Genomic DNA, 13,175 nt, shown 5'->3' with positions numbered 1-13,175 from the left:
ATGAAGCTCCGTATCGAAGATAATACCCTGCGCTTGCGTCTTTCTGAAGAAGAGGTACAGCAGTTTGGCGAGAAAGGCCGCGTTTCTGTCACTGTGAAGCTAGGCCCTAAGCCCAGCGACCAACTGGTGTATACCCTGGAACATTCGCCCAACCCAGAGGCAACAGCCCTGAAGGTGGTGTATGCCGTGGGTGCCCTCGACGTGCAGGTGCCACGTCAGCTAGCCACCGAATGGGTAAGCACCGACCGCCTAGGTTTTTCGGACACTATTCCCGTAACCGCTGATCAGCAGTTGCGCGTGCTGGTAGAGAAAGACCTTGACTGCAAGCACTAACGAAGCTAGCCTCGACTTTCAAACCTAGGCATCTGCCTTTTTGCTGCGCACCGCTTTATCTGTGCATCACTTGCTCCCTGCCCCTTCCTCCCCTCCCAAAATCAACCCCTAGCTCCTAGCTATTCAATGGAAAAGTCTCCTGCCCAAGAGCCCGATAAAAGCGGTAAAACGTCCGAGCAGACCGTCACGAACAACGTGCCCGTGAGCGGACAGCGCCCCGACCAGGGCGCGGCACCCACCAACGACCACTACGACAACGGCGGCAAAGCCGACGCCGACAAACGCATCATGGAAGCGCCCGACACCCTAGGAGCTAAGCACAAATACCCCGTGCTTGCCCAGCCGCCCGAAGAATTCACTGGTCTGAAGCTAGGCAAGCCGTTCAAGACGGCCGCTGGGGTGGAAGCGGTGCTAAAATCCATGCAATATTCGTGGGGCGAGGCTGGCTTGGTGCGTGGCTCTCACGCGCTGGTGAAGCTCAACCAGAAAGACGGTTTTGACTGCTCTAGCTGCGCTTGGCCCGACCCCGATGACCACCGTTCTGTAGCGGAGTTCTGCGAGAATGGTGCTAAGGCAACGGCTTCCGACACCGACCACCGCACCATTGGCCCCGACTTCTTCGCGCAACATAGCGTAGCCGACCTCTCGCGCTTCACCGACCGCGACCTAAACAGTGCCGGCCGCATTACGCACCCGATGGTACTGCGCCCTGGCACCACCCACTACACGCCCATTTCCTGGCCCGAGGCCTTCCGGATTGTGGCCGATGAGCTGAACGCGCTGAAATCACCCGACGAAGCGGCATTCTATACTTCAGGCAAAGTGCCCAACGAGCCGGCATATGCCTACCAGCTGTTCGTGCGGGAGTTTGGCACCAACAACTTGCCCGACTGCTCCAACATGTGCCACGAGAGCAGCGGCGCGGCCCTGACCAACACCACTGGCCTAGGTAAAGGCTCCGTGACGCTCAATGACTTCTACGAAGCCGAAGTCATTCTCATCATGGGGCAGAACCCCGGCACGAACCACCCGCGCATGCTCACGGCCTTGCAGAAAGCCAAGCGCAACGGTGCGAAGATCATTGCCGTGAACCCGTTGATGGAAGCGGGCTTGAATCACTTTAAGAACCCACAAGACTTCATGAACCCGCTGCGCGCCATCGGTGCGCTAGTAGGCGACGGTACCCAAATCACCGATTTGTGGCTGCAAGTGCGGGTGAATGGCGACATGGCCGTGCTGCGCGGCATCATGAAGTACTTGTTTGAGGCCGAAGAAAACAACCCTGGTCAAGTTATCGACCACGACTTCATCAAGGAGTATACGGCTCACTTTGATGAGTTTAAAGAAGAGATACTCAACACGAGCTGGGAAGATATTGAAGAGATGAGCGGCATTCCGCGCCAGCAACTGCTGGATGCGGCCAACATCATCGCCAATAAGAAAAAGATCATTACCTGCTGGGCCATGGGCCTTACCCAGCAGAAGAATGCTGTGTACAGCATCGGCGAAATCGTGAACCTGCACCTCATCAAAGGTGCCGTAGGCATTCCGGGTGCGGGCTTGTGCCCGGTGCGCGGCCACTCCAACGTGCAGGGCGACCGGACGATGGGTATTTGGGAGCGACCTAGCCCTCAGTTCCTCGATGCGCTAGAAAACGAGTTCGACTTCGCGCCCCCCCGCGAGCATGGCCTCGATTCCGTGGAGACGGCTAAAGCTATGTACGACAGCCGTATTAAGGTATTTGTGAGCTTTGGCGGCAACTTCCTATCGGCCATGCCGGATACGGAATTTATTGCCGAAGGCATGCGCAAGCAGCGCCTTACAGTATTCATTGCGCCGAAACTCAACCGCGGCCACCTCGTTACGGGCGAAACCTCACTGTTACTGCCCTGCCTAGTGCGCTCGGAGGTTGATAATCAGAAAACTGGTCAACAGTTCGTGACCTGCGAAAACTCGATGGGCGTGGTGAGCATGTCGAAAGGCATTCTCAAGCCGCTAGACGGTGAAATGCTTAGCGAAACGGCTATTGTGTGTGGCATTGCACTCACGACCTTAGAAGGACGGACGAAAACCGACTGGGTAGCCATGACGGAGAACTACGACGTGATCCGCAACCACATCGAGCGCACGATTCCGGGCTTCGAGAAATTCAATGAGAAGGTGCGCCATCCCGGCGGCTTCTACTTGCCTAATGGTCCGCGCGAACGGAAGTTTACCACCGACAACGCTAAGGCTAACTTCACGGTGACGGAAATGAAGAAGCACACGCTAGAGCCCGGCCAACTGGTGCTGTTCAGCTTGCGCAGCCACGACCAATTCAATACCACTGTGTACGACTACAACGACCGCTACCGCGGCGTGTATGGCGAGCGGCGCGTGATCTTCATGAACCCGCGCGACATGAAGGAGCGCGGCATTAAGGAGCGGCAGCTGGTAAACATCACGAGCCACTTTGAGGGGCAAAAACGTATGGCTGAGCGGTTCGTGGCCATTCCCTACGACACGCCAAAAGGCAACTGCGGCGCCTATTACCCCGAGATGAACGTGCTAGTGCCCGTAGCCAGCGTTGCCGACGTGAGCAACCAGCCTACCTCGAAGTGGGTGGTTGTGACGGTGGAAGCTGTAGCGGAGATGCTACCGGAAGGCGCTACCAAAGCAGAACGCATAGCGGTGCCAGCCTAGGTTGCTGATAGCGCTTAATACAAAAAGCCCTGCCGTTTATACGGCAGGGCTTTTTGCTTAGAAGGCTAGCTCAGCGCTTACTTGGAAAACGCAATGCCGTAATAACCAGCGTTCCAGAAGGGGAGATGCATTTTCACAAAGTTGGATTTTGGTATAGCTTCTTTGTAGAGCAGACGCCGGCCATGATCGTAGGAGTGCCACGAGGCAAGCACCTGCACACTGAAAGAGCATAATAATTAGGAAGCGAACAAGTGCTGTCTGTCCCTTCAAGCTAGCGGTTATCTTCGCGGCGTGAACGTTGCTACCGCTACCGAAGACAATGCCGCCGCGAGCGGCACATTTCCTTTGTCGTTGCTGTGCTTGTCCCGCAGCTGGGGCGGGCTAGAGCTAAACACGGTGCGCTTTGCCCACTGGATGCAACAGCGTGGGTGGCCGGTGCAGCTGATTACGCTACCCGATTCGCCCATAGCCAGCCGAGCGGCGGAGTTGCAACTGCCGGTGGCGCTGCTCGAAAATAGGTGGAAAGCAGCCGACGTGCCTGCCGCCAAGCGGCTGGCTCGCATCTTGGGCCGCTTTGATACCCGCGCGCTAATCGTCAGCCGCAACGGCGACCTAGGTATGGCGGTGCTCTGCAAAACGCTCTTTCTTCCTAGGGTGCGCGTGGTGTACCAACAGCACATGCAGCTTGGGCTGGCGAAGCGCGGCCTGATTCATACGCTGCGCTACCGTGCGCTCGATGCGTGGCTGTCGCCCTTACCGGGTTTGGCGCGGGAGGTACTTGCCAAAACCCGCCTGCCCGCCGAACGCCTGCACGTGGTGCCGCTCGGCATTGAGTTAGGTAAGTTTGTGGATGCGACACTGACGCAGGCGCAGGCACGGGCGCAGCTAGACCTCGCATTGCCGCCTGTTACGGTGCTGTTAGGGTTAGTGGGCCGCTTCGACGTAGATAAGGGGCAGGATTTTGTGGTGGAAGCAGTAGCTAGGTTGCGCCAGCGCCACCCGCGCCTCCATCTGCTGCTAGTAGGCGAACCTACCCGCAACAAAGACAACTCGTACCGCGAAGCTTTGCTGGCGCGGGTGCAGGAGCTAGGTTTGGAAGCAGTAGTGCACGTGCGCGCCTTCACCTTGCACCCCGAAGTGGCCTACCGCGCCCTCGATATTTCCATCACCGCTTCTACAAACGAAACCTACGGCATGGTGACCATCGAAGCAATGGCCTCCGGACTGCCGGTGGTGGCGTCAGCGGCGGGCGGTACCCTCGAAATTGTGGCGGATGGTCGTACGGGCCTGCTGTTTCCGCTGCGGGATGTAGCTGCTTTCGACGCGGCCATTGAGCGCCTGCTGCACGCTCCTGCGCTAGCCCAGCAGCTAGGCCAGCAAGCGCAGCAGGCAGCGGTAGCCACTTATTCGCACCACCGTCAATGTGAGCTGACGGAGCAGGTACTAGGTACGTTTTGAAGCGGTAGAGCCGTCGCGCGAAACAGATCTTCGTGCGACGGCCATAAAGGTTGCTACATTCTTTTTCGAAAATAATGATACCTTGAAGCAGCTGACAATCAAGCGTAACGTCTCTTTACAAGGTCACTTCCAACTTTATTGAACCCATGAAAGCTCTTCTACCAGTTCTCTTAGCCGGTGCACTCCTCGCTACGCCGGCAGTTGCCCAAAAAACGACGGCCAAGAAAGCCTCGACTAGCGCCGCCACAACGACGGCTACCTATAAGCTAGAACCCCAGCTCAGCACTCTAGGTTGGGTGGGCAAGAAGGTAACCGGCCAACACAATGGCACCGTTGATTTCAAGGAAGGGGAGGTGCTGGTAAAGGGCAACCAAGTGACCGGCGGCACGTTCGTGGTCGACATGACGACCCTAAAGGATGAGGACATCAAGGATGCCGGCGGCAACGGCAAACTCGTGGGTCACCTCAAGTCCGAAGATTTTTTCAGCGTAGAGAAGAACCCCACGGCTACCTTCAAAATCACGAGCTTGGCGCCCATCAAAGGGGCTGCCGCCGATGCCGATAACATGACCGTGACCGGTGACCTAACCATCAAGGGCATCACCAACAGCATCACTTTCCCGGCCAAGGTAGGCGTGAAAAATGGCCTAGCTGCCGCCAGCGGTACCGCCACCGTCGACCGCACTAAGTACGACATCAAATTTCGCTCGAAGTCGTTCTTCGAAAACCTAGGCGACAAGGTGATTGATAACGACTTCATGATGACCTTCAACGTGATAGCCAAGCAGCCCACGTCCGTAGCCAGCAATAAATAGCGGAGCCTGTGTTAAAAACGAAAAGCCCTTCTCACAGCTAGGTGAGAAGGGCTTTTTGCGTTTAAAAATTGCTCAATTTTAGAAAGGATAGCCGATAGCAACGTTCAGTTTAACGGCCTTATAGCCGGTATCGCCTTTAGAATACGTGTCGTTGCCGACGGTATACGTCGTCGAGCTGTCGTAAGGATACACCAGCGGGTAAGCGGCATCCAGACGAATGACGAAGAACTGTACGTCGATGCGAATACCGGCGCCAGCCCCCACGGCTAGCTCTTTGAGGAAGCTATTGATTTGAAACTGACCATTTTTGCCGTCCGGAACGGCTTGGCCATTTTCGCTCACGGTGTAGGTGACGCGGCTAGGGTCTTTGTTCATCAGCCAAACGTTGCCTGCATCCACGAACAACGCGCCTTTCACGTAAGGAAAGAGGTCCTGGCGATACTCCACGTTGGCTTCCAAGCGAAGGTCGCCCACTTGGTCGTAGTAGCTGTTGTTGTTTTTGCGGTCAGCATCCGTCGAGCGGTAGGTACCAGGGCCGATGCCGCGCGCGTTGAAGGCGCGCACGCTGTTGGGCCCACCAATGCCGTATTGCCGCAAGTAAGGCATCACGTTGGAATTCAGGTACGGCAAGCCAGCACCAATCAGCAAGCGAGTTGCAATCTTGTTGCCGCTAGACGAGTTCGAGGAAGTACGGTAGTAGTTGCGAAATTCCAGATCGAGCTTCGAGTACTGCGAGTACTGCTGCCCAAACAAGGCAAAAGCACTACGACCATCGGCCGTCGGCGTTTTGGTCGCGCCACCTAGGTTTTGCAGCAGATATGCTAGGTTACCCGACAGCTCTACGCCGCCGCTGAAGTAAACCTGGTTGCGGCGCTGCTCCAGCACTTGCTGGTTGTAGGTGTAGCGGTAGCTGCTACCTAGGATAAACTGCTGACGGAAACTGTTTTCCAGGAAAGGCCGCTCCGCCAAAATTACGTCGAAGCGTGGCTCCGTAGAAAGGCGAGCATACTGTAAGTCAATGGGTTGGAGTTGCTGCTCGTTGGTGATCTTGGTTTTCCAGCTGTAGCCATACCCTAGGTTGTACACCGTCTGCTGAAAGAAATCGGTGCGCAGCACATACTTGAAGCCCGCGTTGAAGAAGGTGCGTGGCTGGAAGTCAGAGTTGGTAAGGCGAATATCGAAGGGCGGCGTGATGAGGCGCGGCACCAGCAGTTGCCCGTCGATGCCATACTGCGTAGACGTCACCCCGGATAGCGCCCCCCGGCCCGTTTCGAAAGCCGCGTTGGCGTTGATCAGCAGCTGCTCGGCTCCGCGCAGCGCCGAACGGTTGCGGTACTGCACCACAAAGCTAGGCCCCGTGAAGATGTTGGAAGTGTTCATCTGCAACTCCGCCCGCAACGACTTTTTCGGCACCTGGGTCATGCGCACGAAGGCGTTCAGGCGCCCGTAGCCGGCCGAATCGGTAGCACCCCGGGCGGGCCGGAAGCGTACATCCACGAACTTGAACGTACCTAGGCTCATCAAACGGCTCAGCGTTTGGTCGGAGCGGCGGCGGCGGTACAGGCTATCGGGGTATAGGAAAACGGCGTTGGTGATGGCTTTAGCCTTAAACACCGACTCGTCGGGGTAGTAGCGGTAGCCCCGGTACAGAATTGGCTGGCGGCCCCGAGCGGCCGTGTCAGACAGCGAATAGTCGGTGTTCAGCGATACGCGGTCCAGAATGTAAGGCTTGGTCGCTTGGGCGGGCGTGTTGTCCTTGATCTTGAGGTACACGTTGGCCTGATTGTCCAGGGTGCTATCCACCTGGAACAGAATCATATCGGGCGAGAAGTAGTAGTACCCCTGGTTTTTCAGAACGCCATCAATGCGCACCCGCTCGTTCACGAAGGTTTGCAGCGTGTACGGGTCACCAACTTTCAGCAGGGAGCCTGCCTCGGTAGACTTGATGGCGCGGTTGACGAGCGAAGTGGGCTCCGGGAAATGAATTTCCTTGATCACGTACGGCTTGTTGATGGTAGCCGTGTAGTCGACCGACGCCGTTTTGTCCTTTACCTGCACCTTGCTGCTGACGGTGGGGTGAAAGTAACCGTTGTTGTTCAAGCGGTTCACCATCAGGCTCTTCACGTTGTTGGTGTCGACCTTGCTCAGCAACACGGGTTCTTCGCCATACTTGTCGGCCAGCCAATGACCTAGGCCTTTGGTTTTGCCCACGCCCATGTGCCAGAAGTAAAGCTTGGGCCGCATGCCCAGAATAGAAGTGTTCGGCTTGGGTGCAATAACGGCTTCCAGCGTGGTGGTCAGCTCCGATTCGTTCTTGATCGGGAACTGCGACTTGACCTTAACGGTGCTGCCCGTATAGAGCTTGGCATCGTCGGGAATAAACTTAGTGCCGCTGCAGCCTGCCAACGCTAAACTAGCTAGCCCTAGGCCCAGCCACTGCTTTCCAGAACGCCGCGGGGTATTGTTATTCTTTGTTTTGAGCATCAAATGATTGCCCACCCATTGCGAACTGGTTCCGAAAAGAAAGCGCAAGTGTTGGATGGGCCGCATAGGAGAGTCCGGTTTACTATCACTCATGTAGTATCGTTTGCAAATAAGTCCTGGGAGGAGCCACAACAAGGATGCGGCCCCGCCCAGGAGTACTTCTACCGACCTGCGCCAGTAGTTTGGGTAGCCACGTGCGTACGAGTTGAATCGCGGCGCGGGTCGTTGGTGACCGTCTTGGCCGAATCCTGCGCCGCTTTCTTTTCCTGTTTTTCCTGTTGGCGACCTTGCTTGCGCTCCTCCTTCAAGTTCTTATCGACACCCTTGAACAGGTCAGCTAGGTTCTGGTAATCGCGCTGGAAGATCAGGGAAGCACCGTTGCGCACATACTGCCCGTCGATGTCGCCGTAGGCGTTGTTGCGGTAGGCACGCAAACGCAGGCGGCCGTTGGCCAGAATGTCGTATTCCACGCTTACGTCGCCAGCAAAGCTACTCACGCTTTGCTGACCGTTGGAGGCTTGGTTGCCACCGGCCAGCGGCACGTCGGTGCCGAGGCGCACAGTCACGCGGTCATTGAACAGCTGGCGGCGTACGGCCACGTTCAGGTCGGTGCGGGTTTTCTCCGTGCCCGACGAGAAGTCAGCCTGCGAATTTACGCCTAGCTCCACCCCTAGGTTGGAAAGGTAGCTGCCCGTCAAGTTGTTGAGCTGCTGCGTAAGTACCTGGCTAGCACTGCCGCGCAGCTGCTCGTTCACGAGGCTGCCGCTGCTCGACTGGAAGGGGTTTTCAGCCAGGAAGCGATTGAGCACCAGCAGCGAGAACACCTGTTTGTTTAGGGCGTCGGCTTGGCTGGGTTCTCGTAGCTGTGCTAGGCGTGCCTCGATCTGGTCGCGGGCGGTAGCTACGCGAGTGTCCTCCGGTAGCTTGATGTCGAAGCTGATTAACGGCTTGAGCAAGTCGCCATCCACGTTCAAGAATACCCGGAAAGGAACCGCGTTGCGCAGTGTGGGGTCGGCGTTGGTGTTCGAGCCCTGGCCCGACAACAACTCGGCCGGTGATGCCTTCACGTTATAAATGGCCGACACGTCAACTAGCGCGTTGTATGGGTCGCCGCTCCAAGTGAGGGAACTGCCCTTGGCAATGTCGAAGTCACGCTCCGTCAGGTTGTAGAGCGACATATGGTAGCGGCCGCTCGTCACTTCGAGGCGGCCACTAAGGGTGATGCTGCCGGCTTGATCCAGGCTAGTGCTCAGCGTACCATTGGCCCGCACCTGCAAGTTGTCACCAGAAACCGGGTCAACGAGCACGGTAAATGGCGTAGCATCCGTGACGGTGATGGTCGCTGATACGTTATAGCCGCTCGCCGCCGTTTGAGCACTGTTCACCTTCGCTTGACGCTGCAACATGGTATCAATAGGCGCACTGAGGTCCACAAACTCCACAATGCCGTCGCTCTCCACTTTGCCAGCTTCATCGTTGGGCACCACCACCGTTAGGTTAGAAGGCTCAACAATGGTGGCCGTGGTGCGCACTACCGGCAGATTGATGGTGCCCGTAATACGCGAATCGGAGTCGACCACGAGCTTGCCGTAGTACAGCGGATTTTCGCGGGCCGAGCTTTGCACGGCAATAAAGTCGTCGGTGACGGCCCGCAGTTGCAAGCGGTACGTGTTGATGTCAGCGTAGTTATTGGTGAGGATGTACCCGTTCACCACCGCTTTGTTACGCAACGAATCCAGGATGGTGAAATCGTTGAAGGCAACACCGCGGTCATCTAACACCAAACTTTCGTTGGGCAGGGTGAAGGGCGAACCAAGTTGCGTGAGCGTGAAGCCAGCGTCGTTAGTATTCACTGTACCCCGAATTAGAGGCGCACTTACGGTACCCGTCACGGCCAGGTTACCGCTCAGGAAGCCCGTCATTTCCTGCAACTGCCCCGCCGAGAACGGCTCGATAATATCGATATTGAAGCGGTTCAGGTTGACGGCCATATCCAGGGCACCGTTGGCTAGGTACGAACCGGCCACGCGCACGTCGGTGTTGCCGGGGCCACCCGTCAGGCGGGCGTCTACTAGGTAGCGGTCGGCGGTGGGGTTAGTAGCCTTCAGCGTTATATCCCCAATAGCCGTCTTGTTGTAGGCAAAACCGTTCAAAGCTAGGTCGGCGGTGAAGGCCATGCGCGGCTGCCCGATGGCCCGCACCACGGCTTGCCCATTTAGGGTGCCTCCGTAGAGCGAATCTTGCTGACCCGCGGCTTTCGCTAACATATTCAAGTCGAGGTTACCGAGCCTAGCTTGCAACGGGTATTCCGCGCCTTCCAGCGTTTGCAGCTCAATGAACTGATTGCCTTGGCTCAGCCGCACATTGTTGGCCCGAATAGCGCCGCTGGATAAGGTGTAAGCAATCTGGTTGTCGGGTCCCACCGTCCATTGCTGGTTGCTTAGCACGAGCTTGGGGTCAAAGCTGAAGGCGTAGGTGTTAGCGTTGTTGAGCACCTGTAAGATACCCGCCACGTCGAGCATGGTGGTGCTGTCGCCCTCCGCGATGCGCAAGTGCGTACCTACTTTGTTGTCGGCAATGCTCCCAGTGAGTGTTGGGTTGGGCAGGCGCAAGCTCGTATCCTGCGAAGCCTGCCGCAGCCGCAATGCATAATCGAGCTTTTCCGCATCCGACGACACATTGAGGCGCATCGAATCGAGGCGGTAACCGGTGTACACAATCAGCGGGATGCGCGAGTTCACCGTGAGGTTGGCAGCGCGGCTATCGAAGCTACCATCCAGCTTGAAGGGCGAAATCTGCTTTAGGCCTGGCACCAGTCGCCGTACTAAGGCGGAGTCGAGTAAGTTCAAACTGAAGTCGAAGTTGCGCGCAGGTCCGCCGGCACGGTAGCGCACGCCCGGCAAGTCGAAGTAGCGGTCGATGTGCTCCTGCAACACAGTCGCTACGTCGCCAAGCGGCGTGTTGCCAGCTAGGTTAGCTTTGAGGATATTAGAGCTGAAAACCAGCTCGGTGCGGCCCGGCTTCTGCACCAAGCTGCCACTTAGCGAATCTAAAGCAATAGGCTGATTGTCGCGCACCACCACGATGTTACGCCCGCCGAAGGTGCCGTTGATAGAGTTGGCATCGGCACCGCTCAAGTCAGCCGTGAGGTTGCCCTGCACGCGCAAGTCGCCGCCGGTATAAAATCCTAGCTTCGTGAGGTTGGCACCTTGCAGGTTCACGTTGAAGGCGTACGCGGGCACGTTGGCGTTGCGCAGGTTTACGTTGCCGTTCAGGTCAAAAGCTAGGTTCGGGTCGCGTCGGCTCTTAGCTGCTATCACGTAACGGTTGCGGTCGATATCGACCGTAGCAGCTATGTCACGGTAGGTATAGGTCTGGTAACGGGCACTTTGCACCGTGGCAACCAGTCTCCCGCGCATCGTGGCCGGATCGAGGCCGCGGCCGTTGAAGGTGCCACTAGTAGTCACTTTACCAATGGTGGGGTCGCGCAACACTTTGCCCACATCGAAGCCCTGCACGTTGAAGCGCGCGTTGATCGGCTCCTGTCCTTGCGGCCCCGAGCCCATGTTCACCACGGCCGTGGCATTGCCGTAGCTGGTATTCACTTTCAGGTTGGTATCAAAGACTAAGGCGGTCGGGCGGCCTTTGAAAGTGCCGGAAGCAGCAATGCGTGGCGGCAGCGAGTAGCCGGCCGGAATAGTGCCTTTTGGGGTCAGGCTGCGAATGTCGGCGTCGGAAGTGGTGAACTGCCGGATGCTGAGGTCGGTGTACAGGCGGCGGTCGGTTTCGGGCAAGCCCTGGATACGGCCGCTGGCTTTAAGCGTGGTGTTGCGGAAGCCCACAAAATCGAGGTTGCGCACCTGGAAGTCACCCACCCGGCCGTTGATCAAGCCACTAATCAACACCGACTGGTTGGGGCCAGTGGTGAAAGGCGGTGTGCTAGCTAAGTCGGGTGCGAGGTAAAGGATGTCGCGGAAGCCCAGGCGGGTCTCGCGCAGGTCGCCTTCCAAACCTAGGTTCGGAATGTCGTCGGCAATGCCGCTCAGCGACTTGTAGCGCATGGCCAGCGTGCGACGAATGCGCGTGTGCGGCGTGATGAGGTCGAGGTTATCGAGGCGCGTTTCTACGGAGTCGAACACCACGTCGGCTTCCGTGTGCTCGATCTGAAAGCCGCTTTGCTCCTTGCCAGCCAGCTCATTAATGCGGCCCGTGGTGCGGTTCTCAGAGTAGAATAGGTTATCGGTAGCGAGCTTCAGGTCCGTGAACTTCAAGTGGTTGTAGTCCATGGCCGGCATGCGGGTACGTTGCTTGGGCTCGTCGAAGTTGTCGAAAGCCACAGCTAGGTTGCTCACGTCCGACTTTTTCAGCGTCACCACCCAGTTGGCTTCCTGACCCGTGGCGGTTTCGACCGACTCGTTGAGGTCGCGCACGGCTTCGGCAGGATTTACAAGACGTTTTTCGGTGGGCACATTCTCGTTCTGGGCGTAGGCAAAGCTACTGTTGCGCAGCGTGAGGGTGTTTAAGTCAACCCGCGAGTTAATCAGGTCGATGTTATTGGCCGTGATTTCCGCCGCTCCAATGCGCGTGTCAATGTACTGTGCCGAGGGCGCGTTGCGGTACGTTAGGCTCACTGTATCTAGGTTCGCCTTTTTCAGACCTAGGGTCAAGGTAAGGGGTTCACTGGCAGCAGTATCCGGCGGGGCTGTTTTGCTCTGGGTAATGTTGATGCCCGTGCGGCTGAGCTTGGCTTCGTCAATCTTATAAATAGACTTATCTACGTCGACCTCGTCCATAACCACGGCCAACTCGCCCACGCGGCCCCGTACGTTCATCCCTTCCACTTGGTCGTCGTACGTCAGGAAAATGTTGGTCAGGCGAGCATCACCAATGTTGTACTTAAAGCCGCTGCTGGTGGTGTCGACGGGCGTGACAGTGGTGGTGTCGGGGGAGGAAAAGGCGTTGACGATAAAATCGTAGTTGGAAACACTATCGGGCTCGGTGCGCTTAATATTTACGGTGCCGTCGTTCAGCTCCACCGAGCTCACGTTGATCTGCGACTTCGTAAGCGCCCACAGGTCGATATCGACCCCTAGGTGCCCCACAGACAACAAAGTATCCTTCTGCTGGTCTTCCAGGTAGACGTTGTCGAGCGAAATAGCGTGGCGAAAGTCTGTCCGGAATTTGCCGATGCGCACTTCCGTGCCGAGCTTCTTCTGGAGGTAGTTTTCCGCTTGGCGAGCCGCAAAATCTTGGGTAGCAGGAAACTGCAATGCCACTACTACTATCACGACGAGTAGGAGCACGAAAGCAAGCAGCCCCAACACGATGTAGAGGCCGCGACGGGCGTAAGTAGATGCAGTACTAATGGCGCAAGTAGGCTAGGGTTCAGTAGGAGCCAACGAA

At 57.1% G+C, this 13,175-nt stretch carries 6 protein-coding genes; 4 read left to right on the top strand and 2 right to left on the bottom strand.

Features of this window, described 5'->3' with window-relative positions:
- From BXP70_RS02580 to BXP70_RS02565, 4 genes are all read left to right on the top strand, one after another.
- Positions 1-333 carry a DUF7009 family protein gene (locus BXP70_RS02580; protein ID WP_086592430.1) on the top strand — a complete coding sequence of 111 codons (333 nt, stop codon included), beginning with the start codon at positions 1-3 and terminating at the stop codon, positions 331-333.
- 126 nt (positions 334-459) lie between these two features.
- A complete protein-coding gene (locus BXP70_RS02575) occupies positions 460-3,015 on the top strand; it encodes an FdhF/YdeP family oxidoreductase (RefSeq protein WP_086592429.1) in 2,556 nt (851 codons plus the stop codon).
- A 291-nt stretch (positions 3,016-3,306) separates the two neighbouring features.
- On the top strand, positions 3,307-4,473 hold the full coding sequence (locus tag BXP70_RS02570; RefSeq protein WP_086592428.1) for a glycosyltransferase family 4 protein: 1,167 nt from the start codon (positions 3,307-3,309) through the stop codon (positions 4,471-4,473).
- Positions 4,474-4,619: 146 nt separating this feature from the next.
- Positions 4,620-5,288 carry a YceI family protein gene (locus BXP70_RS02565; RefSeq protein ID WP_086592427.1) on the top strand — a complete coding sequence of 223 codons (669 nt, stop codon included), beginning with the start codon at positions 4,620-4,622 and terminating at the stop codon, positions 5,286-5,288.
- Between the two features lie 78 nt (positions 5,289-5,366).
- On the opposite strand, the gene tamL is transcribed toward BXP70_RS02565, so the two are convergent.
- Together tamL and BXP70_RS02555 are read right to left on the bottom strand one after the other, a co-directional pair.
- On the bottom strand, positions 5,367-7,865 hold the full coding sequence (gene tamL, locus BXP70_RS02560) for a translocation and assembly module lipoprotein TamL (protein WP_086592426.1): 2,499 nt from the start codon (positions 7,863-7,865) through the stop codon (positions 5,367-5,369).
- A gap of 68 nt (positions 7,866-7,933) precedes the next feature.
- Positions 7,934-13,096 (bottom strand): translocation/assembly module TamB domain-containing protein, encoded by a 5,163-nt coding sequence (locus BXP70_RS02555; protein ID WP_218779725.1) that lies wholly within the window; start codon positions 13,094-13,096, stop codon positions 7,934-7,936.
- Positions 13,097-13,175: the final 79 nt, after the last annotated feature.

It is taken from the genome of Hymenobacter crusticola (assembly GCF_002154225.1).
GTDB lineage: Bacteria > Bacteroidota > Bacteroidia > Cytophagales > Hymenobacteraceae > Hymenobacter > Hymenobacter crusticola.
This window is presented reverse-complemented; position numbering and strand designations above follow the sequence as displayed.

Coding starts and splice junctions, on each gene's coding strand:
- BXP70_RS02575 (WP_086592429.1), top strand. CDS start 460: ATGGAAAAGTCTCCTGCCCAAGAGCCCGATAAAAGCGGTAAAACGTCC.
- tamL (WP_086592426.1), bottom strand. CDS start 7,865: ATGAGTGATAGTAAACCGGACTCTCCTATGCGGCCCATCCAACACTTG.
- BXP70_RS02565 (WP_086592427.1), top strand. CDS start 4,620: ATGAAAGCTCTTCTACCAGTTCTCTTAGCCGGTGCACTCCTCGCTACG.
- BXP70_RS02580 (WP_086592430.1), top strand. CDS start 1: ATGAAGCTCCGTATCGAAGATAATACCCTGCGCTTGCGTCTTTCTGAA.